The sequence below is a fragment of the Streptomyces sp. NBC_00448 genome (assembly GCF_036014115.1).
Taxonomy (GTDB): domain Bacteria; phylum Actinomycetota; class Actinomycetes; order Streptomycetales; family Streptomycetaceae; genus Actinacidiphila.
The window spans coordinates 9626402-9648495 of the sequence record NZ_CP107913.1; the positions used below are offsets into that span (position 1 = coordinate 9626402).

General features: G+C 68.1%; 16 protein-coding genes and 2 pseudogenes. 10 read left to right on the forward strand and 8 right to left on the reverse strand.

Annotation, left to right across the window (positions count from 1 at the left end; genetic code table 11):
* Positions 1-467: 467 nt before the first annotated feature.
* From OG370_RS41280 to OG370_RS41290, 3 genes are all read left to right on the forward strand, one after another.
* On the forward strand, positions 468-776 hold the full coding sequence (locus OG370_RS41280) for a transposase (RefSeq protein ID WP_328473677.1): 309 nt from the start codon (positions 468-470) through the stop codon (positions 774-776).
* Positions 777-793: 17 nt separating this feature from the next.
* Positions 794-1675 (forward strand): IS3 family transposase, encoded by an 882-nt coding sequence (locus tag OG370_RS41285; RefSeq protein WP_328474886.1) that lies wholly within the window; start codon positions 794-796, stop codon positions 1673-1675.
* Between the two features lie 224 nt (positions 1676-1899).
* Complete coding sequence (locus tag OG370_RS41290) at positions 1900-2424, forward strand: YceI family protein (protein WP_328473679.1); 525 nt, start codon at positions 1900-1902, stop codon at positions 2422-2424.
* 61 nt (positions 2425-2485) lie between these two features.
* On the opposite strand, the pseudogene OG370_RS41295 reads toward OG370_RS41290, so the two are convergent.
* Positions 2486-2887 (reverse strand): annotated as a pseudogene (locus OG370_RS41295) (ATP-binding protein); the annotation flags it as partial.
* A 70-nt stretch (positions 2888-2957) separates the two neighbouring features.
* Here OG370_RS41295 and OG370_RS41300 point away from each other — a divergent pair.
* Together OG370_RS41300 and OG370_RS41305 are read left to right on the forward strand one after the other, a co-directional pair.
* Positions 2958-3338 (forward strand): hypothetical protein, encoded by a 381-nt coding sequence (locus OG370_RS41300; protein ID WP_328467943.1) that lies wholly within the window; start codon positions 2958-2960, stop codon positions 3336-3338.
* 20 nt (positions 3339-3358) lie between these two features.
* The gene (locus OG370_RS41305) at positions 3359-4363 is read left to right on the forward strand and encodes a DDE-type integrase/transposase/recombinase (RefSeq protein WP_328467945.1); all 1005 of its coding nucleotides are present in this window, start codon (positions 3359-3361) and stop codon (positions 4361-4363) included.
* Between the two features lie 21 nt (positions 4364-4384).
* Here OG370_RS41305 and OG370_RS41310 read toward each other — a convergent pair.
* The 3 genes and pseudogenes from OG370_RS41310 to OG370_RS41320 form a co-directional block, all read right to left on the reverse strand.
* A pseudogene (locus tag OG370_RS41310) lies at positions 4385-4807 on the reverse strand (ATP-binding protein); the annotation flags it as partial.
* Between the two features lie 4 nt (positions 4808-4811).
* Positions 4812-6443 carry an IS21 family transposase gene (istA, locus tag OG370_RS41315; protein WP_328473681.1) on the reverse strand — a complete coding sequence of 544 codons (1632 nt, stop codon included), beginning with the start codon at positions 6441-6443 and terminating at the stop codon, positions 4812-4814.
* A 220-nt stretch (positions 6444-6663) separates the two neighbouring features.
* Positions 6664-7473: a transposase family protein gene (locus OG370_RS41320; protein WP_328473683.1), complete on the reverse strand. Its 810-nt coding sequence runs from the start codon at positions 7471-7473 to the stop codon at positions 6664-6666.
* A 444-nt stretch (positions 7474-7917) separates the two neighbouring features.
* Here OG370_RS41320 and OG370_RS41325 point away from each other — a divergent pair, with 444 nt between their 5' ends.
* The 5 genes from OG370_RS41325 to OG370_RS41345 all read left to right on the forward strand — a co-directional run bounded on the left by OG370_RS41325 (position 7918) and on the right by OG370_RS41345 (position 15973).
* On the forward strand, positions 7918-10302 hold the full coding sequence (locus OG370_RS41325; RefSeq protein WP_328459252.1) for an AAA family ATPase: 2385 nt from the start codon (positions 7918-7920) through the stop codon (positions 10300-10302).
* Positions 10299-10676 (forward strand): hypothetical protein, encoded by a 378-nt coding sequence (locus tag OG370_RS41330; protein ID WP_328459251.1) that lies wholly within the window; start codon positions 10299-10301, stop codon positions 10674-10676. Before OG370_RS41325 ends, OG370_RS41330 begins: the two co-directional genes overlap by 4 nt.
* Before the next feature lie 73 nt (positions 10677-10749).
* A complete protein-coding gene (locus OG370_RS41335) occupies positions 10750-12594 on the forward strand; it encodes a DUF4357 domain-containing protein (protein WP_328459250.1) in 1845 nt (614 codons plus the stop codon).
* Positions 12591-13802, forward strand: coding sequence for an McrC family protein (locus OG370_RS41340; protein WP_328459249.1), 1212 nt, complete (start codon positions 12591-12593; stop codon positions 13800-13802). Before OG370_RS41335 ends, OG370_RS41340 begins: the two co-directional genes overlap by 4 nt.
* 35 nt (positions 13803-13837) lie before the next feature.
* Positions 13838-15973: a UvrD-helicase domain-containing protein gene (locus OG370_RS41345; protein ID WP_328459248.1), complete on the forward strand. Its 2136-nt coding sequence runs from the start codon at positions 13838-13840 to the stop codon at positions 15971-15973.
* A gap of 9 nt (positions 15974-15982) precedes the next feature.
* Here OG370_RS41345 and OG370_RS41350 read toward each other — a convergent pair whose 3' ends face one another.
* The 4 genes from OG370_RS41350 to OG370_RS41365 all read right to left on the reverse strand — a co-directional run bounded on the left by OG370_RS41350 (position 15983) and on the right by OG370_RS41365 (position 21890).
* On the reverse strand, positions 15983-17638 hold the full coding sequence (locus tag OG370_RS41350; protein ID WP_328459247.1) for an N-6 DNA methylase: 1656 nt from the start codon (positions 17636-17638) through the stop codon (positions 15983-15985).
* A gap of 507 nt (positions 17639-18145) precedes the next feature.
* The gene (locus OG370_RS41355) at positions 18146-18757 is read right to left on the reverse strand and encodes a hypothetical protein (protein ID WP_328459246.1); all 612 of its coding nucleotides are present in this window, start codon (positions 18755-18757) and stop codon (positions 18146-18148) included.
* On the reverse strand, positions 18748-21192 hold the full coding sequence (locus OG370_RS41360; RefSeq protein ID WP_328459245.1) for a DEAD/DEAH box helicase: 2445 nt from the start codon (positions 21190-21192) through the stop codon (positions 18748-18750). Before OG370_RS41360 ends, OG370_RS41355 begins: the two co-directional genes overlap by 10 nt.
* Before the next feature lie 56 nt (positions 21193-21248).
* Positions 21249-21890: a hypothetical protein gene (locus tag OG370_RS41365; protein WP_328459244.1), complete on the reverse strand. Its 642-nt coding sequence runs from the start codon at positions 21888-21890 to the stop codon at positions 21249-21251.
* Positions 21891-22094: the final 204 nt, after the last annotated feature.

A 22094-nucleotide genomic window follows, 5' to 3' on the forward strand; every position in this document is an offset into this window, starting at 1 on the left:
GCCCGTCTTGGGGCCACCTTCCGGCGGGCGCTTGTGCTCGTCGTTCGCAGCAAGCAGGTGCTCAGCTGGGATCGGCTCGCTGAATGGGCAGACCCGAGGTTGGCAGCCCTTCTACCGAAAGACAAGGTCACCGTCCTTGTTGAAGCTGCCCGCGAAACTGCCGAAGCGGATCCCCTGCTATCGGTGATCGTGGTCGACTCGGACAGACGGCGGCCCGACCCGGCGTACTGGGACATCCTCTTCCAACTCGATTGCCCCGTTCCCCCACGAGGCGGTGAGAAGACGTAGCTGGAGGGTCGATCTTGTGGTTTCGTAAGCGAGAGCGAGCAACGTTTATCGATGGTTTCGGGCAGCACTTGGCGATCAGACAGCCCGAAGATGTCGATGAGAAGTGACAACTGAGGTTCCCCCTTTGATCTGGACAGCTTGATACTGGGACGGATGGGTCCCGGAGGAAGTAGTCCAGGTTGAGTGGCAAGAGCAACATGAGCAAGCGGTACACGGCCGAGTTCAAGCGCGACGCGGTCGCGCTCGTCCGTTCGTCGCCGCTTCGGAACGTCACCGAGATCGCCCGTGAACTCGGCGTGAGTCCGGAGGGGCTTCGCGGCTGGGTGAAGCAGGCGAAGACCGACCGCGGTGAAGGGGCGCCCGGCGCGCTGACCACGGCGGAGAAGGACGAGCTGCAGCGGCTGCGCAGGGAGAACCGGGAACAGCAGCAGACGATCGAGATCTTGAAAAAAGCAGCGGCCTTCTTCGCGAAGGAGACGATGAAGTAGGCACGCTGTGCCGTTTCATCGACGCGGAGAAGGCCGCCGAGACCAACCCCGGCGGCTATGGCGTGGCCCTGCTGTGCCGCGTAACGGGGATCAACCGCTCCACCTACTACGCCTGGCTGGCGGCCCGGCCGGCAGCGGCCGAACGGCAGTGCGCCGCAGACGAGTTGACTGAGGAGATCCGTGAGATCCACGCCTCCTCCCGGGGTGCCTACGGTGCCCCGCGCGTGCACGCTGCGCTGCGGCGCAAGGGCCATGCGATCAACCGGAAGAAGGTCGAGCGGATCATGCGCGAGCGCGACATCCGCGGTGTCACCCGCCGCAGGCGCCGCCACCTGACGCAGCAGGACACCAAGGCCGCCCCGGCCCCGGACCTGGTCGGCCGCGACTTCACCGCAACACGGCCCGGCACGAAGCTCGTCGGGGACATCACGTATCTGCCGACGATCGAGGGCTGGTGGTTTCTCGCGACCGTCATCGACCTGGCGACGCGCGAGGTGATCGGGTACGCGATGGCCGACCACCACCGCGCCGAGCTGGTCACCGACGCCCTGCGCATGGCCGCCGGCCGTGTTGGCCTGCAGCCGGGCTGCATCATGCACAGCGATCGCGGAAGCGAGGGCGAATTCCGCCAGGAGCTACGGGAGTTGAACCTGAGGCAGAGCATGGGACGAACCGGTATATGCTACGATAATGCTGCAGCCGAGAGCTTCTTCGGCCTGCTGAAAGCGGAGATCGGCACCGCCGTCTGGGAGAGCCGCGAGGCGGCCCGGGCCGACGTCTTCCGCTTCATCGAGGTCGAGTACAACCGCACCAGGCTCCGCAGACACCCCGAGTTCGGTTACCTCACCCCACTCGAAACGCGAGCCAGGCTGCAGCAAGACCTCGCCCCCGCAGCGTAAGCACCCGCTGTCCAAAATCAGGGGGGAACTTCAAACGCTGGGTACTTGTTCGCTTTGCCACCCCCTCAAGAGTGCGATGAGCTGTGGCCCCTCACTCGACTCCCGGCGGGCGGCCGACGTTGGGGTGCACTGTCGGTGATCGAAAGGGGACTGGTGCAGCCACCGCAGTGTGCGAGAGGCTGATCCATCCAAGAGGATCTTCAGCACGCGGAGGCTACGCACTCATGGCGATACCAGGCACTGCAGAGCAGTCCTTACCAGCAGCAGGCACCTATGAGATCGATCCAGTGGCATCGACGGTCCGTTTCGACACGCGGGCCGTGTTCGGGCTGCTCCCGGTCCGTGGGACGTTCACTATCAGTCATGGCCGGATTACCGTTGCTGAGTCGCCGGAAGAGTCGTCGGTGGAAGTCGCGATGGACGCGGCCAGCTTCGAGTCCGGCAATCAGCAGCGCGACGATCACGTCAGGTCCTCCGACTACCTGGACGTGGCACGACATCCCGAGATCGTCTTCCGGAGCCAGAGCCTGGGAAGATCCGCCCAGGATGCCTCACTGCAAGGAGAGATGACTGCCTGCGGAGTATCGCAGCCGGTTCTCGTCACGATCAATTCCGTTGCCTGCGAAGACAGGAGGATCACAGCCGACGCCACCGCCACGATAGACAGATACGCCTTCGGCATCACAAAAGCCAAGGGCATGACGGGTCGCCGTCTAAAGATCACCTTGGAAGTGGTCGCAAACCGCTGAGGGAAACCTGGTCTCTCCGTGGTCGCGATCGCGACATCCATCGGGGAGTGGCCGGTGCTGGTCAGCCTGCGGCAGTGTTCTGAGCTTGGGCGGCCCTGGTGCTGGCGAGGCGGTAGGAGTCACTGCCGGTCTCGATGATGTTGCCTCCGAAGGTCAGGCGGTCGACGATGGCCGCACAGAGCCGCGGGTCGGTGAAGGTTTTCGTCCACCCGCCGAACGACTCGTTCGAGGCGATGGCGACGCTGTTCTTCTCCTCCCGCTCGGTCAGAACCTGGAACAGCAACTCCGCGCCGCGGCGGTCCAGTTCCATGTAGCCGAGCTCGTCGATCGCGAGGAGGTCGACGCGGCCGTAGCGGGCGATGGTCTTGGTCAGCACCTTCTCGTCCGCGGCCTCGACCAATTCGTTGACCAGTTTGGTGGCGAGTGTGTAGCGGACCCGGTAGCCGGCCATGGCCCTCTCTGTCAGCCTTGTGTGAGACATCCGGCTTTGCCGGGTTAGCCTGAGAGGGCACCGACAGGAGAACCATCCCCTCATGACCAGCACGAATCCCGCGCCCGATCCCGCGCCCAGGCCGAAGCGTCGCTCCTTCAGCCCGGAGTACAAGCTGCGGATCGTCGCCGAGTACGACGCGGCCCCGAAGAACGAGAAGGGTGCGATCCTGCGCCGAGAGCGCCTCTACCACTCTCACGTCAAGGAATGGCGGGCCGCTCGGGACGCCGGCGCCCTGGAGAACCTGGCCGACCGCCGCACGAGCCCCGCGAGGCCGAAGAAGTCGGACGCCGAGACGGAGAACGACAAACTGCGTCGCCGGGTGGAGCGGCTCGAGAAGGAACTGGCCCAGAACAAGGCCGCCCTGGAGGTCATGGGAAAAGCTTCCGCGCTCTTGGACATGATCTCCAGGGGCGCGGACTGAAGTCTGCCGCCGCCCCGGTCATGAACGACGCCTTCCACGGCGTCGAGACCGAGCTAGGTGTCGTGGCCGCTTGCCGACTGACCGGCCGCTCCCGCGCCACCCACTACCGCCGGCTGCGGCCACCGGCCGCACCCCGACCCCGCACGGCCGGCGCCCAGCCGTCCGCCCTGAGCGCCGAAGAGCGCCTGGCCGTAATGGAGTTGATGAACAGCGCCGAGTACGCGGAACTGCCGCCCGCGCAGATCTGGGCCCGCGAGCTGGATGCCGGCCGCTACCACTGCTCGGTCTCCACGATGTACCGGATCCTGCGGGAACACAGCCAAAGCGGTGAACGCCGCCGCCAGGCGACCCACCCTCCCCGGGTGGTGCCGGAACTGGTCGCCACCGGCCCGTCACAGGTCTTCTCCTGGGACATCACCAAGGTCGCCGGACCGACGAAGGGCGTCTGGTACCACGCCTACGTCATCATCGACATCTTCAGCCGGTACATCGCCGGCCACACCGTCGAACGCGCCGAGTCCGCCCAGCGGGCGGAGGAACTGATCCGCGAGACCATCGCCCTCAACGGCATCGTGCCCAACACCGTGCACGCCGACCGCGGCACGTCCATGACCTCCAAGAAGGTGTCCCAGTTGCTGATCGATCTGGGCGTCACCCGGTCGCACTCACGACCCAAGGTCTCCAACGACAACCCTTACAGCGAGGCCCAGTTCAAGACCACGAAGTACATGGCGGACTTCCCGGAAAGGTTCGACTCCCTGGCCCATGCCCGTGAGTGGTTCGAGGCGTTCATCGCCTACTACAACCACGAGCACCGTCACTCCGGCATCGCCTGGCACACCCCCGCCAGCATCCATTTCGGCACCGCCGACGAGGTCCGCGACCAACGGGCCGCCACCCTCGCTCAGGCATACGCACACCACCCCGAACGCTTCGGGCGCCGCCCCCGGCCACCCGAGATACCCCGGACTGCCTGGATCAACGATCCCGCCAAGCGCCGAGAACCAACACCACAAAGCTCATAGCATCACAACTGTCTCACTGGACTTGAAATCTTCCGTGGCGGCTTCGGTGCCCAGGGCGATCAGCAGGTGGGACTTGCCGGTGCCGGAGTCGCCGATCAGGCAGAGCGGAAGGCCCTTCTTGACCCAGTCGCAGGTGGCCAGCGTGTGGATGACGGCCGGATCGACGAGGGGGTTGGCCTCGAAATCGAAGCCCCGCAGGGACTTCTCCCTCGGGAAAGCGGCAGCTTTGATCCGCCGCTCCGAGCGCCGGCGGGCCCGGTCGTCGCACTCGGCCATCAGCAGCTCTGCGAGGAACCCGCGATACGACATCTGGTCGCGGGCAGCGGCTTCGGCCAGGTCGGGGAACTGGGCGCGGATGGTGGGCAGCCGCAGCATGCGGCATGCCTGGTCGACGGCGGCGTCGGCGGCTTGTTCGGTCAGCCCGCGGTGGCGTTGGAACGTCACGGCGTCACTCTCCCTGGATCGCGGGGCGGTCGGCCGGCTGCCGGGCTTTCAGCAGCTGGTCGTAGGCCGCAACCGAGGGCGGCGGCCGGGTGTCGGGCGGCAGGTGGGCAAGCCTCCGCTGGGTCAAAAACGTCACCGTCGCCCGGTCCGACCGGGCGGAGACGGGTGGCTCGTCCACGTCGTCGGCCTCGGCTGCCTTCCGCGCCTCCAGCGCGACCGCATCCGCGGTCAACGCGCCTGCCCGCAGGGCGGCGGCGAGTCCGGCGACCAGGTACTCGTGGGTGAGGTGGCGGCCCAGCAGCAGGACCTCGATCAAAGCCCGGGTGCCGTCCCGGTCCCCGTGGGCCTTGCAGGCCGCGGCCCACCAGGCGTCATGGACCGGGGTGAACTTGCCCGCGGACTTCGCCTGTTCCAGGGCGGTCGCGCCGGGAAAGGCGCCGGGCTTCTTGACCAGGGCCTCCAGGTAGTGGTCCAGCACGAGTCGGGTCTGACCTTTGGCGATGAGGCGCTCATGCCGGGCGACTTCCTTCTGCCCGTCGTAGACCACCAGTTCGGACGCGTGCAGCATGACCCGCACCGTCCGGCCGATCAGCCGCACCGGCACCGAGTAGCGGTTGGTGCGGACACTGACCTGGCTGAAGCGGTCCACCCGCAGACTGAACAGCCGCCCAGTCTCGAACGGTTCGCCCGGCAACGGGTGCAGCAACGACCGTTCGACAGCAAAGTACTCACTTACCGCCCGTGGCCGGGAGCCGATCCGGCGCCGTTCGTCCGCCACGTCCCACTGCTCGATCATCACGTTCAGCTCGGCCAGGGAGGCGACCTCCGGGACCGGGACCAGGTGATTACGGCGGAACCAGCCGATCTGCCCCTCAACCCCGCCTTTCTCGTGGGCGCCCTCGATGCCGGGCAGGCAGTACGCGGCCTCGATGGCGTAATGCGAGCGGAACGCGGTCCATCGCTCGTTCTCCGCCCTCGCGCGCGAGCCCAGCACCCGGGCGACCGCGGCCTTGAGGTTGTCGTAGCGGACCTTGCCCGTCGGGACACCGCCCAGCACGCTGAGAGCGTGGACGTGGCCCTCCAGGAACGCCTCCTGGCCGCAGGAGGCGAAGACGCGGTGCACCGCCTTGCCCGAGTAGCACAGCCGCATCGCGAACAGATAGCAGGTGACCAGCTCTCCGGCCAGGCGCACCTTCACGTCCCCGAAGTCGACCTCCGCCTCCGCCCCGGGCCGGTGGGTCTGCGGAATGAACGCGTTCACCGGTCCGCGGCCCGCCTCGACCTTGATCTGCTGGCGCCGCTCGGCGACATAGGCCCGGACCATCGGATAGGTCACCCCCTGCGCCGCGTGCTCGTCGACCAGCCGGTCGAAGATCCGCTTGACGGTGTGCCGCTGCTTGCGCGGGGCGTCCAGGTCAACCCGCAGCATCTGGTCGATCAACGGCTTGTACGCATCCAGCCGTGTTCCCCGGGGCCGCGGTCTCTTCCGAGGCTCCGGCCACACCGACTCCAACGCCGCTTTGACCGTGCGGAATCCGACACCGTGCTCGCGCATCAAAGCCCGGTGGGACATCCCCGCCCGGGCATCACGGCGGATCGCCGCGTACAGATCGACCTTGGACTTCGGTGGCGCCATCGCACCCTCATCCCGCAGAGCACCCCCAGGCTCCCACCGCAAGGCCCCGGGTGTTGCCAGAACTCAGCAACACTGCCCTCCGGGAAATCCGGGCGTTCCCCGCTCTGAGCGACAAGCGGTGTCAGCTCCCAGGTACAAAACCAATCTTGAGAAGCACGGGATCCTGTGACGTGCGTGCCATGCGAAACCTCGCCGCTGAGTGAGGTTTTCTCAGCGAAGATCATTTCCAGATTCCGTTGAGGACGAGTGTGGCGCGGGCGATGTCGCCGATCCGGCTGGGGCTGAGGGAGACGTGCTTGAGCGCGCGCCAGCGTTCCTTGAGCTCGGCGGCTGCCCGTTCGCCGAGGGCGCGCAAGTCTCTGATCAGGGTGTTCGTGGTGCGGGTGTCGGTGTGTAGGGCTTGTTCGGACTTGCCCTTGGGGCGGCGGACCGGGACGTGGATGCCGATGCCGGCGCCGATGTAGCCCTTGTCGGCGAGTGTCGGCAGGCCGTCGGTGGCGGCCTTGTAGAGGGCGGGCAGTGCGTGGATACGGGCGGCGGTGATGTCGGGGGTGGAGCCGGGTTCGACGTCGGAGACCCACAGCGGGCTGCCGTCCGGGGACGACAGGAACTGCACGTTGCCGCCGAATGCCTTGTGTTTCTGGCTGAACCACAGGTCATTGCCGTTGTCGCGGACTCCCGCGAGACGGTCGGAGGCGATGAGGGTGCCGTCCAGGATGACGTGCGTCATTCCGTCCCGTCGGCAGCGGTTCAGGACGTCGTGCAGGTCTGGAGTCTGCTCGGCGAGGACGTCGATGCCTTCGTGCAGGTAGCGGTAGCCGGTGGCCTGGGAGACGCCCGCGTCGCGGGCCAGGCAGTGCACGCAAGCCTTCCCGCGGAACCAGCGCAGGACCAGCAGGGCCTGGCGGAACGGGCCCAGCGCCCGAGATCCCCGCGGGGTGCGCAGCCGTCGCCGGTGGGCGGCCAGCAGTCGTGAAAGGTGGTCCACGACGTGGCGCGGGACGTCGAGCGTGGCAACATAGGTGACCAACGTGAAGCCTCTGGCGGTTCGGACGAGTTCTTGTGGTGAGACCTGTCCTACCAGGGGCTTTACGTCTGCCCACGACCAGGATGGGTTCGTCCGATCCGCCCAAGGGCGAGCGGTTCACAACGTTTCGCGAAGATCATTTCGCTGAGAAAACCTCAGTCGCGGCCCCTGTCGCGGGGTTTGCCCACTGACGGTGCCGCGGTGAGGCCATTGCCGCGATGCCGCGAGGGCCTTGACTTCGAACCCGCTCTGGAACCTCTTGAGGCGTCTCAGCGCCTCCCCTCGCGTCCGCCGGCTCCAGCATGCGTACACAAAATCGAGTGAATGAAAATCTGAAGTATGTTGACGACGCTAACAGGTTATCGTCATCCTTGTTGCAGTAACGGCGTCTGCCGCCTGCATACGCGGGGCCTTCATCTGCCGCGCCCACCTCAAGGAGCACTTGCGATGACCGAGGAACCTCAGCCCGCCCAGGACTCCTTGCCAGACCTGCTGCTGAGCCGCCTTCCCGACTCGGGCCTCACGCCCGCCGCGCAGGAACTGCTCCGTGAACTGCTGCCCGATACCCAGCCCAGGGGCACCGGGCGCGCCGGGCCGGTGTACCTACGGTCCGTCACGGCCACCGGTTGGCGGGGTATCGGGCCTGCCACGACCCTCGAGCTGCGCCCCGAACCCGGCCTCACCGTCATCGCCGGCCGGAACGGATCGGGCAAGTCGAGCTTCGCGGAAGCCGCCGAGATGGCGCTGACGGGGGACAACTTCCGCTGGCAGGGACGTACGCAGGTCTGGAGGCAGGGGTGGCGCAACCTGCACCATGGCGTGGAGCCGCAAGTGTCGGTCGACCTCGCCTTCGGTGACCGCGGCGCCCCCGCAACGGTCCGCCGTGCCTGGCACGGTGAGCAACTGGCCGACTCTGTCACCGTCGTGGAGACGGCTGCTGCGTCCGCTGAGCTGAACGACGTCATCAATCCGGAGGAGCTGTCGCTCTACCGACCGTTCCTTCCGTACAGCGAACTCGGCGCGCTGATCAACGGCCCACTCAGCGCACTGCACGACGCGCTCTCCGAGATCCTCGGCTTGGAATTCCTCAGCGACACCGACGCCAACGCCCGAGAGCTCGCCAAGTCCTTGAGCGGCACCGTCAAGGCGACGGCCGACCTCACGGCGACCGTGCTCCGGGAGCTTGCGGAGCTGAACGACCCCCGCGCCGCCGAGGTGGTGGCGGCGCTTGCCGGACGCCGTCCCGACCTCGACCGCGTACGGGCGCTGCTGAAGGGGCACACCGTCGCCGACGATAGCGCGCTGGCCCGGCTGCGGCGCCTCGCTGCTCTGGAGGCCCCCGACCGCCAGGCAGTGACGGCAGCTGTCAAGCGCCTTCGCATAGCGGCGGCCGAGGCGGAGGACGCGCGTCACAGCTCCGCTGAAGACGCCCGCAGACTGATCGGGCTCCTGGAAGAGGCTCTGTTGCACCGCCGCCGGCACCCGGAGAACGCCGACTGCCCCGTGTGCGGCACGCAGGGACGCCTCGATCAGAAGTGGGCGGAGAGCGCCAGGGCGCAGGTGGAGCGGCTCGAGCACGAGTCAGCCGAAGCGCTGTCCGCACGCGGGGAGCTGGCCGCCGCGCTACGTGACATCCACGATCTCATCCACCGCGTGCCCGCCTGGGTCCAGGCCGACGAGCCGGCGATCGCCGCAATCTGGCGTGACTGGGCCGCTTGCCGCACGATTCAGGACCCCCGCGAGCTGGCGGACCGTGCCGAGCGGGCCGAGGCCGTGCTCGGTGACGCCTGCCTCCAAACGCGCGAGGACGCCGCGCTGCGCCTGGCCGAGCAGGACGGCCGCTGGCAGTCCATGGCTGGGCGGGTCGCCGAGTGGCTGCGGCACGCGGAGGCCTCCTACGCCGCGGATGACCGGAGCAAACTGGTCAAGGCCGCCCGCGCCTGGCTCAGGAAAGTCACCGACGAGCTGCGTGACGCCCGTCTGAAGCCCTTCGCCGACCAGTCGCAGACCGTGTGGAAGCTGCTGTGCGAGCGCAGCAGTGTCACCCTTGGCTCCATCAGCCTGGCCGGGGCCTCGAATCAGCGCAGGGTTGTCCTCGACGTCGCGGTCGACGCCATCGACGCGCCCGCGTTCAGCGTCATGAGCCAGGGCGAGTTGCACTCGCTCGCGCTGTCCCTCTTCATGCCGCGGGCGACGCACCCGTCCAGCCCGTTCAACTTCCTGGTCATCGACGACCCGGTGCAGTCCATGGACCCGGAGAAGGTGGAGGGGTTGGCGAAGGTCCTGGACCTCTACGCGCGCCACCGTCAGGTCGTGGTCTTCACCCACGACACGCGCCTGGAGGAGGCCATTCGCCGGCTCGGTATCACGGCGACGATCAAGCGGGTCTCCCGGCAGACCGACTCGGTTGTGCACCTCGTGCCGGTCAGCGACCCGGTCAGCCAGGCGCTGGACGAGGCGCGAGCTATCGCCTTGGACGTCAACCTGCCGCAGGACGTGGCAGACCGGGTGCTCCCGGCGATGTGTCGCGTGGCGCTGGAAGCGGCGTTCCTGGAGGCCGCCCGCAAGTCTCTCCGAGCGGCCGGTGTCGGCCGGCATGCAGCGCAGGAGAAGATCGCGAAGGCGGGGCCCCTGACCGCGCTCGCCGCGATCGCCCTGTCGATGGAGCGTGGCGCGGTGCTCGACGCCCTTGCCGCCGAACACGGGCCTTGGGCGAAGGTGCTGATCAGGCAGTGCAACGAGGCATCGCATCAGGCGGCCGTGCACGTCGGCGACCGCAAGGAGCTGGTCCGGCGCGCCGAGCGGCTCGCGAAGGCGGTGCAGGCACGATGAGCCTTCCCACCAGCGGCCTCCTCGCCGCCGCCGACGAACTGCTCAATCCGCCGCCGGATGTCGTTCACACCCTGGCACCAGGCTTGCGGGCCCGTGCCGCCGCCGTCCTGCTCCGGCTGGCACTGGACGAGACCCTGGACGGCTTCTGGAGTGGAATCACCACGAACATGTCCCGCAACGGCCGGACCAGGATGCTCAGCCTGCAGTGGTACGTCAGACCGTCCGTCGCCCGGCAGTGGTACACGGTCTGGTCGTCCCTCAGCGCCGCCTGCCATCACCACACGTACGAACTGCCGCCCACACCCGCGGAGGTGCGGGGCTGGCACCAGGACGTGACCGAGCTGCTGAACGTTCTGCCGTCCGCCAGGCTGTGAACCTCATTGCCGCAGATAGTGTCGGCACCTGCCGGCGACGAGAAGCCCGTAGACACCAGGCCGAGGAGCACGAGTGAGTGACGAGCACGGCGGGCTTCCCGAGCCCTTGGAGTACCCGGAGTTCCTGCTGCGCCTTCCCAGCGGAGGTCCCCTGGCCAGGGGGCGCCTCCTGGCGGAGAAAGGCACCAACGGCAGCCAGAAGTTCGTCGTCCTCGCGCATTCGCCGGCCCGGCCCGGCGTGGTGCCCTCGTTTCCCCTGCGCATGCCGTCCTCTCACCGGCTGCGGCAGCAGCTGATCGAGGAGGGCGCGATCCGGGAGTCGGCGACCTGGCAGGGCTGGCTGGAGACTGTCCGGGACATCGAGTGCAACTCGCCGTCGGCAGCAGCCGAGATTTTGGTCGGGCGCAGCGCCAACGGATGGGTGGAGTGGAAGACCGCCGACGGGCACCCACTCGCCGACTTCCTCAATCACATGGGGTGGGGGCCCAGCCGAGCCTGGCTGGTGCGCGGGTCCAATGTCTCCGGCCTCGACCTGGTCCAGCGGTTGTGGCTTGCCGAACAGCGGGTCACGCTCGCCGCCTCCCGGCTTCGGCAGGGCGTCGAGCAGGGGGTGAGCAAGGACCGGCTCCGCTCCCTGATCGAGGAGGATTACTCCTCGGCGGCCACCTATAACCAGAAACTCGAACTGGTCGAGGCCGTGCACGCCTTCCTGTCCCGGATGAAGCCCGGTGACACGGTGTGCACCATCTCCGGCGGGCGGCTGTACGTCGGAGAGGTCACTGGCTCCGCCGAGCAGATCGGGTCTGACGGCGGGCGGTCCAATCTGCGCCGGCCGGTCGAGTGGCAGGCCCAGGGATTCGCCTACGACGTGCTTCCCGAGGAGCTGCAGCAGAAACTCTCCGTCCAGCACGACGTGGTGGACCTGACCGTCGTCAAGCCCCTGCTCGACGGCCTCGGCCTGTCCGACGCCGAACTGGCCGCTGAGGCCGAGGCCGCAGCCGACGAGGGCGCCGTGAGTGCCGAGATCGCTGCCATCACCGAACGCCGCCGCGAGCTCGAACTACCCGAGCCGGACGAAGCCCTGGCGGCCGAGCTCCTGGTGCACGACGCGGCGTGGCTGCGCGAGCTGCGTGATCTGCTCTGGGACGAGCGGCAGCTCGTGCTGTACGGGCCGCCGGGCACCGGCAAGACCTATCTCGCGCTCGAACTCGCCCAGTTCCTCGGCGGCGGGCCCGAGCAGGTCAAGCTGGTGCAGTTCCACCCCTCGTACGCCTACGAGGACTTCTTCGAGGGGTTCCGCCCGAAGGAGGACCCGGACACCCGAGAGGTCGCCTTCCGGCTGACCGCAGGTCCGCTGCGGGAGTTGGCCGACCTCGCCTCCCGCGAGGGCAACCGGCACATCCCGCACTTCCTCATCATCGACGAGATCAACAGGGCCAACCTGGCGAAAGTCTTCGGCGAGCTGTACTTCCTGCTGGAGTACCGCAACAAGTCGGTGCGGCTGACGTACTCGGGTGACGACTTCGCACTGCCGCCGAACCTGTTCGTCATCGGCACGATGAACACCGCCGACCGGTCCATCGCACTGGTGGACGCCGCGATGAGGCGCCGATTCGCGTTCGTCGAGCTGTCCCCGCGCACCGAGCCGACCAGCGGACTGCTGAGGCGGTGGCTGGATGCCCAGGAACGGGACAGCGAGCCGGCGGACCTGCTGGACGCGCTCAACTCCCGCATCGAGGATGCGGACTTCCGTATAGGCCCCTCATACCTGATGAAGAAGGGCGTCTACCGGGAAGGCGGTCTCGAGCGCACCTGGCGCACGAAGATCCTGCCGCTGCTGGAAGAGCACCACTACGGGGAGGGCGTGGACATCGAGAAGCGGTACGGGCTCGCAGCGCTCAGGGAATCCCTTTCGTGACGACCCCGGCCGTCATCGAGCTGGTCGAGCACGCCCCGGCCGTCAGCCGTCCGCTCCCGGACCCGGTCGGCCGGGCGCTCGCCGCCACACGCATCATCGACGCCGCCCCTGATCCGTACGCACCAGGGAAGTGGGTGCTCCGGGCGGGCAGCAAGGTCGGTGCCGTGACCCTGGACGTGCCGGGGGGCGGCCCCGTCACCCTGCGGATCATTCCCAAGGTGCCCATCGCCCGACTGTTCTTCCTGCTCGGCTACAGTCGCGACCCGCGAGGCTGGCGCGACGGACAGGTGGAGGTCGCCGAGCACCGCGACCTGCAGCCTGCCCTGGCATACGCGGTGGAGAGGCAGGTGGACCGGGCGCTGCGGCAAGGGCCCCTGCAGGGATACCGGGCTGTGGAGGACACCTCCATCGTCGTACGGGGCCGGATCCGTGAGGCTGAGCAGATCCGGCGCCGCTTCGGCGCGAGGCTGCCGGTCGAGATCGCGTATGACGAGTTCACCACCGATATCGCGGAGAATCGCATCCTGGGTGCCGCTGTCGACCGGCTGCTGCGGCTGCCCGGGGTGCCCCGCGACGTACGCCGCCGTCTGCTGCACCAGCGAGTCCGCCTCGCCGGCATCACCCCGCTGGTGCGCGGTCAGGCGCTCCCCACCTGGCGTCCCACGCGCCTCAATTCCCGCTACCACCACGCCCTCCACCTCGCTCGCGTCGTGCTGGAGGATTCCTCGGCCGAGCACGCCGCGGGCGGGCTGCGTATCGACGGGTTCTTGTTCAACATGAACAAGCTCTTCGAGGACTTCGTGACGGTCGCCCTGCGCGAGGCGTATCGGGGTACGGACCGCAGCTGCCGCCTCCAGGACTCGCACCACTTGGACGAGGCGTTCGCGATCCGGTTGAAGCCCGACTTCGTGCTGTACGGGCCGGAGCGCATCCCGCAGGCCGTGGTCGACGCCAAGTACAAGGCCGAGAAGCCCGACGGCTACCCCGACGCCGACCTCTATCAGATGCTCGCCTACTGCACCGCCCTCGGCTTGCCGGAGGGCCACCTCGTCTACGCGAAGGGCAATGCCCCGCACACCGCACACCGGGTCCGGCACGCGGGTATCGTCATCCACCAGCACGCGCTGGACCTGGACCAAGCTCCGGCGGAACTGCTGGGTGAAGTCCGCTCCCTCGCCTACCGCATAGCAGCTGACCTGCGCATATGATCGCTCATGGGATATCCGTCAGGGGGTAGGGGCTCATGCCGCAGCTGGCGTTCGCGAATAGCTTCTGGGAGAGCTACGACGTACTGGACAAGCCCGTCAAGGCCGGTGTCCGCAAGGCGATGGCCAAGTTCCAAAAGCTCACTGTCGCCGAACTCCACGCGGACAAAGGCTTGCACCTGGAGTCCGTGGACAAGGCCCGTGACCCGCGGATGCGGACGATCCGGATCAACGACTTCTGGCGCGGAGTCGTGCTCGCTCCCGATGACGGCAGTGACGTCTTCCTGCTGATCAATGTGGTGCCGCACGATGACGCGTACACCTGGGCGGCCAAGCGGCTCTACACCGTGAACACGGCAACGCGCGCCCTGGAGGTCCGCAACGTCGTCGCCATCGAGCAGCTGACCCCGGCCCTGGAGAAGGCCGCGGCCGCCGCGCCGGCGCTGCTGCTGGCGAAGTACTCCGACACGGTGCTGAAGGAACTCGGCATCGACGACCAGGTGCTGAGGGCGGTGCGGACCGTCGTCGACAAGCCGCAGCTGGAGGCGTTCGGAACCCTGCTGCCGGAGGACCAGTTCGAGGTCCTGCAGTACTTGGCCGAAGGGTTCAGCCCGGAAGAGGTGTACCGGGATGTCGTCGCCGAGCGGCGGCCCGCCGACGCCACACCTGAGCCCGTGCAGGACCTGGCGTCTGCCATCACCAACACCGCCAGCCGTATCACCCTGGTCACCGGCCCCGACGAGCTGACCGACATCCTGGACAAGCCCTTCGCCGCCTGGCGAGTCTTCCTGCACCCCTCGCAGCGCCGCGTCGCCTACCGGGTCTCGTACGGCGGACCGGTACAGGTCACCGGCGGCCCCGGAACGGGCAAGACGGTCGTGGCCCTGCACCGCGTCAAGCACCTGCTGTCCCGCTCGCCCGCCGGCCGCGTCCTGCTCACCACCTACACCAACGCCCTCGCGGCCGCACTGCGAGAGAACCTTGCGCTGCTCCTCGACGGCGACGAGGAGCAGCTCGCCCGCGTGGACGTGACGACCGTGAACGCGTACGCGCACCGGACCGTCACCGAGCTCGGCGGCCGGGCGCCCTCTCCGATCGGTGACCGGGAGGAGCGCCAGATATGGCAACAGGTCCGCAAACGCCTGGACCTCCCATGGACCGAGCAGTTCCTGGCGCAGGAATACCGGCACGTGGTGCTCGCCCACGACCTGCGCACCCTCGACGACTACCTGGCCGCCGCCCGGCCTGGACGCGGCACACCCCTGTCGGCGACGCGAAGGAAGCTGCTGTGGCCGGCCGTCGAGATGTTCACAACCAAGCTGAGGGCGCGCGGCTCGCTCACGCATCTCCAGGTGTGTGCCGAGGCCGCCAGGCTGCTCGTCGCAGCCAAGGCGCAATACGACCACGTGGTGGTCGACGAGGCCCAGGACCTCCACCCAGCGCAGTGGCGGGTCCTGCGGGCGGCCGTCGCGCCCGGCCCGGACGACCTGTTCATCACGGGCGATCCGCACCAGCGCATCTACGACTCGCGGGTGTCGCTGGGCTCGCTCGGGATCTCCGTCAAAGGCCGCACCAGCCGGCTGCGCATCAACTACCGCAGCACCGAGGAGATCCTCGCCTGGTCCACCGGCATCCTCGGCCCCGTCCCCGTCGAGGACCTGGGGGGAGAGGGGAACGACAGCCTGGCCGGCTACCGGTCCCTGCTGCACGGCCGCAAGCCGCACATCGGCGGCTACGGCTCCGAGCAGGCGGAGGTCGCTGCCCTCGTGGAGCGGGTCCAGGACTGGATCGCCCAGGGGATCCGTCCAGCCGAGATCGGTGTCTGCACGCGCTTCAACGTGCTGCTCGACAGGTGCCACGACAAGCTGGTCGGCGCCGGGGTGCCCGTCGTGCGCGTCAAGGACAACCTGGGGCCGGATACGGATGGCGTGCGGCTGGCCACCATGCACGCCATGAAGGGCCTTGAGTTCCGGGCCGGGGCCGTCCTCGGGGTGACCGCGACCGTCGTGCCGTTCGCCCGCGAGATCACTCCGGTCGAGGTGGACGGGCTGCAGCATGAGACGGACCTGCTGCGCGAGCGGTGTCTGCTATTCGTCGCGTGCACCCGCGCCCGGGAGGCGCTGGCTGTCTCGTGGAGCGGGACGGCGAGCGGGTTCCTGCCCGTGCACGGGTGAGCGGGGGAGTCACGCACCCTCGAGGGCCGGGTCTAGGGCACCGTTCGTGAGGCCTTCGTGGGCGAGGGCGGTGGCCTGTCCGCTGAGCTTGGCGAGCTGCCGGGTACGCTCCTCGAACTCCTGCAGCGCGCGGAACGCAGCGCCGTAGCGACGCTGATCCTCAATGCCCATCTGAGGAATGCGGGAACCACGGGCGTCGACGCGGAAGGCGCCGCTGGTGCTGGTGGAGCGGCGCTTGTTGGCGGGGCTGAGGAGGAAGCCGTGAAGGTAGTCGGTGTCGAGTTGGTCGCTAGCTGAGGCAGGATCGCCGTCGGTGTACTCGACGAGCCCGGCTCGGGCGAGATCGGCGACGCTGACGGACGCGTTGTCGAGGGTGCCGGGGCCGCTGCCGGGTGCGAGGTGGGGTAGCAGGGCGTCCAGGGCGTGGAGTTGGTCCTGCAGCTGGCTGCGGAGGTTCGCGTATTCGGTCAGGTAGTCGCGGTGGGTTCCACGGACGTGGGTGCCGGGGGTGAGGTCGACCGTGTCGTTCAGAAGGTCGATGAGAGGGACGTCGACAGTCTGGTCGGGTTCGGGGTCGAGAGGGCCGTCCGGGGAGTTCGCGGTGAGATCCACCATCCGGACGGCCTGTGCGCCGTCCGGGTTGGGGCGCAGGAGGAACCAGAGGTGCACGGGGAGGGAGTGGGCTGTGGCCGTGCCGGGCGGGAGGGCGACGACCTGGGTGAGGATGCCACGGCGGACGAGTTCCGCGCGGATACGGCGGCCGGCCTTGCGGTAGGCGACGGACGCGGGCATCACCATGATGGTCCTGCCCCCGGGAGCTGTGTGGGCGTAGGCGTGCTGGAGCCAGGCGAGTTCGCCCTCGGCGCGTGACGGAGTACCGAGTTCCCAGCGGGCGTCGAGGAGGAGGTCTTCACGGCCCCAGTCGGGGGAGGCGACCGGCGGGTCGCAGACGACGAGGTCCGCTTGGAGGTCGGGCCACTGGTCGTCGCGCAGCGAGTCGCCGGCCCGGATGTCGCTGGGGACACGGCCGGTGAGGGTGGCGCGGATCTGGGCGAACTCGGCCATCGCCGGGTCGACTTCCTGGCCGTGGCGGGTGGGGCCGGATGCTGGGCCGAGGGACAGGAGAAGGCTGCCGATCCCGCAAGCCGGGTCCACGATGCTCGCGCTGTTCGGTACGGTGCCAGCGAAGTGCCGCACAGCCTGGACGATCCGGGGGGAGGTGACCTGATCGGAGCCGGCCCGGCGGGTGGAGTCCAAGAAGCGCTCGGCGAGAGCAGCGATCAGCTCGGTTTTCGATGTGTTCTCGGCGACCTCCACCGTCTGCCGGCTGATCTCGGGCGCGAGACCTGGCGGTGGGGTGCCGTCCGACAGGAGCCTGGCGACCGCGGCGAGCCCCCGGATGAGGTCGTCCCCGTACGCGCCGCGCAGCGACTGCCAGAGTCTGACTTCGTCGGATACGTCCTGTCCCTTGCGCTGCTTGGCGAGCCAGGCACGCACCTCGGTAAGGCGGAAGAGAGGACTGGTCGTCCCGCCCCCGGCAGGCGCAGGAAAGTCGTCGTAGCGGCGCCGCCAGTTGGAGACCGCGGCACGGGTCACTCCGGCCAGCCGGGCGATCTCGGCACCGGTGATCAGCGGATCAGAGGTGGAACGAGCGTCGTCCTTCATGCCGTCACCGTACACGGCGAAATGACAGTCCTCAATGAGGATCTTGTGTTGGCGACGTACACATGCAGCGCATTGTGCGCGATCCGCGTGTACTGCTCTGCCTACGTTGCTGTTGCTCGCCTGTGGCTGCCGCGGTCGGCTTCGATTGCCGCGACCAGGGCGAGGTTGAGTTTCGCGGCGGCCTGGTACTGGCAGGGATGACGGGGTGGGTGACGTCGATGCTGGGCCTGACCTGCGGCCAGGCCCAGGCCCCGTCCCTCTTCGGCGGTTACCAAGTCGCACACCTCCAGCAGAGTCGGTACTGGTCGCTGGGGGAGAGGGCGTCGGGATCATTCTGGTGGGCCGTTATGTCCGCGTGGGCGTCGGTGAAGGACGCGGCGGCTGGTCGCCGGCTGTGGGCTGGCGCTGGAGGGCGATCCAGCGCCTCGGGATCCCTCACAGGGATCAGATGCCCGTAGGGGGACGTGCAGGCCCCTACGCCGCTGTGGTAACGCACGTGGCCGGGAGTCACGTCGTTGGCCAGCTTCCGCCGATCCAGTACAGGGCGGTGTCCAAGTCACGGCATGTCCAGCCCTCCGCCTGATGGCCGCCCTGTTCGAGGAGCTGCTCCAGGAGGCTCATGTAGCGGCCGTACCGTCCAGGCGTAGCGGTGAGGGTCAGGTCCAAAGAGTCCAGAGCTTGCTGCACCCGGCGGTCGTAGACTGCCATCCGTGCCGGTGCCGCTGCTGTCAGGACCGCCGATGCCAATGCATCGCCTTTGTGAAACCCCGGCAGATCAACCAGGGCAGCTCGTCCCGCCCCAGCTGCCTGACCACGGGAGGTTTCAGTGCCACGTACCGCCCGAACCGCTTCGGCAGTGGCCATTCGGACCGCCACGTCGGGCAGCGACATAAGATCCGTAACCCACCGTGTCCGAGCCGACAGCCGCTTCCACACCATCAGCGCGGCGATGTCGGCCTTGCCGAGACAGCCCGCCACCTCCACGCGGCCTGCGACCTCCCAGAACACCTCGTCGTAGTGCGGTGAGACCTCGGACCTGTAGGACGCCCGTGCTGCGGCAAGCACGTCCCACACGCGACTGGCACTCATCGCCGAGTCCACCTTGTCTGTCAGCTCCATCTCATGCCGATCGCGGTCAGTTCCTCGACCCGTTCGGATGCGAGATTGCTCTTGCGTGTCCGGGAGTTGGCGATGAACACGCCGAGTGCGTGTTCGGTACCGCCGATGTTCTCGATGTGCGATCGGGGTACGTTCAGGTGTCCTTCGCGTTGCGCGTATTGGCGTGCGGCTGTGAGGTTGTCGGCCCACATCTCGGCTCGGCTGCGCCGGGGCACAGGTGTCCGAACAGCAGCCGGCTCCGGTTCGTCGAGCGGGCCGAGGCCGAGGATCTCGGTGAGCAGCCATTGCTGCGGAGGAGTCAGCGTGTCCCACTCGGCGCGCTGGATGCGGGCCCAGCGGCCGATGTCTTCGCCCTGGACGATGAGCAGGCCGTCCTCCTCGGGCAGGAACCCGTCACCTGCGAGGTGGGCGCGGGCGAGGTGGAAGCAGCGTTGCCAGGCGATTGGCCACACGGGGCACCATGCCGGGTCGATATCGTCCAGCTTTCGACGCCGTTCTGCACTCAGGGCACCTGCTACCGCACCATCCACCCGTTCCTCCTTTTGGGAGGGGGCGGGGCGCCGGGCGGCGGCGCGCTGGTTCTTGAGCCAGATGCCGAGCGGGTAGCCCTGCCAGGTGGCTTCGGTGGGGGGCAGAAGGTGCCCGTGCTCGGCGGCCCACCCGCACGCCGCGGCCAGTCCTTCGTCGAAGGCCACCGCGTGGTGGGACCAGATCATCGAGAACTCGTCGAGCTGCCGCACTCTTTCCTCGGCGAGGTCCCCGCGCTGGTGCGCGTGCCGCTGCCGGCCGATCCATGCCCCGAGAGGGAATCCATCGGGCGCCGTGTGCCCGATGGGAACGCTCAGGTGCCCATGGTCTTCGTAGTAGGCAAGTGCGGCCTGCAGCCCGCGGCGCCAGTATTCGCCTTCAGGCTTGAGGACCCGCGCGGAGATGAACGCCGCCAGTCTCACCGGATCCCGCGGTGTGGAGAAGGCCAGCAGCCCTTGAGCCGGCCCGCTGACCCCTCCTTCACCGTCCGCCGCCATCGCGGTTCCACCGGCGGACGGACGACCGGGAGCCTGAGGGACAGCGAGCTGCTCAACGGCCTCGGTGTCGTGCGCGCGCAGCGCGGTCAACACCTTGGCCAGGTCGGCATAGGCCCTGGAGACAAGCATCTCGTCCGGTTCCTCACCCGGCCCGAGGAACACCGGCACGACCAGGGACGCTGTCTTGCCCTCCCCAGGCCGCATCCGCAGCGCCCGCCCCACGGCCTGAACGACATCGGGCGTCGACCCCCGGACATCGGCGAAGACGACAGCATCGCAGTTCTTGGTATCGACGCCCTCGCCGAGCACACGCGCCGACGACAGCACACAGCACTCCATCACCGTCTCGTCCACAATCCCCGTCGAGAACTCCTCAAGCACCTGGCGCCGGTGCACCGTCTTATGCTCCCCGCACAACCAGTCGGCCCACACCAGCCCCGGCTCCGCATATACCTCCTGATCGCTCTCCCACAGCGCCTTCGCAACCCGACCCAGCCCGCTTGCGAAAGCCTCCGCTTCGCTGGTGCGATGGTGAAAGGTCAAGATCCTGCGCAGCCGGTGTTCCGCTCCGGTCTTCAGTACAGCCGTCTGCAGCGCCGCCAGCCGCACTCCGCGCACCGCATCCGTCCGGGCTTGCTCACCGACCAGCTGCGCGGCTTGGACCTGGGGGTCGGCGATGTCCACACAGACCACTTGGTACTGCGCGATCAGGCCCCGCTCGATCGCCTGCGACATCGTCAGCCGGTACACCACCGGCCCGAACACCGCCTCATCGTCCATCGACGCCACCAACCGAGCAGGACCACGCCCCCCACCATCCGCAGCCTCTTCCGCCGACACCTCCCACAACCGCGGAGTCGCCGTCATATACAGACGTCGCACCGCTGGCACCCGGCTATTGTCATGAACAGCCGCCCACGGCTTACCCAGCGCACCCGACGTCCGATGTGCCTCATCCACCACCACCAGATCCCACCGGCCGACCCCGGTCGTATGCGCCCGCTCCACAACCCCGAGCCCCACCGCCGCATACGTGGCGAACACCGTGCACCGATCCGCATCCCTGAGCCACCCGGCCAACTGGGCCGCATCAGTCGAGCACGGAACCCCCAGCCCGGCGCCCTCCCGCTGCGAGCACACGCCGAACATCCGCCCGCCACGGCCGCCCGCCCGCCACATGTCCAGCATCTGCCCCAGCAGATCAAGAGTGGGCACCAACACCAGCACCCGCCGGGCGCGCAACCGCCGTGCCACCTCGACCGCGATAAGGCTCTTGCCCGTTCCCGTGGCAGCGATGACCTGAGCGCGCAGCCCGCCCTCCGAGAGCACAGGACTCGCCGACTGAGCCAGTGCGCGCACTACCGCGTCCACCGCCTCGACCTGATGAGGACGAGGCCGCTGCCTAGCCATACGATCCGCCCTGCCTCTCTTCGCCCCTCGGGGGCAGTAGGCCCTCAGAGAGAAATCTATCCCGCACCATTATGATGCAGGCTTCTCATCTTCGAACGACCTTGGCCCTCCGGGAACACTCTCATCACGGTTGCAGAAGCCGCCCGGGACCCGCACCGGAACCAGGGCATACTCACACTCAAGAGGCCGACCATGGGATACTGCACGACTTCCCCCGGGCTGTGTCCAACAACGAGTGAGCCACCGTCAGAATGGGGGGGGGCAGGAGAGTCCTGCTGGCCCCCAGGCTCTTCCACCCCCAGCTTCGTCAGCCGCGAACGAATCGCACTCGGCTGACGCGAAAACCGTCGAGCAAGAGCCTCGACACCATGCCCCGAGGAATGAAGCTCGACGAGCAGCTGCTCATCCTCCTGCGTCCAGCGCTGGTACGCATTGCCGTGACGCTTCCTGACCTCGTCCACTGAGTACGCACGAGTGGCTGCCGAAGGAGCACTCGATGCCAGTTCCACCGCGCGCACCGCACTCCAAGGGAAGGTGGCCACCTCAACCCCGCGCAGCCAGAAGGTAACTGTGCCCTCGTCAAACGTCAGAACATCCGCTTCCACCGTCAGGACCTTGCGCATGACGTCCGGGTCCTTCGGGTCGAGCACGAAGTCATGCAGCTGTAAACGAACCTGAGGCTGAGACACATCAGTCACAACGACCACCATGCCCCACCAGACACCCGGCCAAGCGCCTACTAGCCAGCTCGGCCGCAACGCGGCCGATAGGCAGGGGAGCGAAGCGGACCTGCCAGGGCTCCGCAACGCGGAGCCCACCGCCGGCTTGCCGGCGGCACTTCGGGGGCCGCAACGCGGCCCCGTTTGTGGGCTGTTGGAGCGAAGCGGAGACAGCCCGGCGCA

Bases quoted from the DNA above. Each gene is read 5' to 3' on its own strand.
- OG370_RS41290 (WP_328473679.1), top strand. From the start codon at position 1,900: ATGGCGATACCAGGCACTGCAGAGCAGTCCTTACCAGCAGCAGGCACC.
- OG370_RS41300 (WP_328467943.1), top strand. From the start codon at position 2,958: ATGACCAGCACGAATCCCGCGCCCGATCCCGCGCCCAGGCCGAAGCGT.
- OG370_RS41305 (WP_328467945.1), top strand. From the start codon at position 3,359: ATGAACGACGCCTTCCACGGCGTCGAGACCGAGCTAGGTGTCGTGGCC.
- istA (WP_328473681.1), bottom strand. From the start codon at position 6,443: ATGGCGCCACCGAAGTCCAAGGTCGATCTGTACGCGGCGATCCGCCGT.
- OG370_RS41325 (WP_328459252.1), top strand. From the start codon at position 7,918: ATGACCGAGGAACCTCAGCCCGCCCAGGACTCCTTGCCAGACCTGCTG.
- OG370_RS41330 (WP_328459251.1), top strand. From the start codon at position 10,299: ATGAGCCTTCCCACCAGCGGCCTCCTCGCCGCCGCCGACGAACTGCTC.
- OG370_RS41345 (WP_328459248.1), top strand. From the start codon at position 13,838: ATGCCGCAGCTGGCGTTCGCGAATAGCTTCTGGGAGAGCTACGACGTA.
- OG370_RS41350 (WP_328459247.1), bottom strand. From the start codon at position 17,638: ATGAAGGACGACGCTCGTTCCACCTCTGATCCGCTGATCACCGGTGCC.
- OG370_RS41355 (WP_328459246.1), bottom strand. From the start codon at position 18,757: ATGGAGCTGACAGACAAGGTGGACTCGGCGATGAGTGCCAGTCGCGTG.
- OG370_RS41360 (WP_328459245.1), bottom strand. From the start codon at position 21,192: ATGGCTAGGCAGCGGCCTCGTCCTCATCAGGTCGAGGCGGTGGACGCG.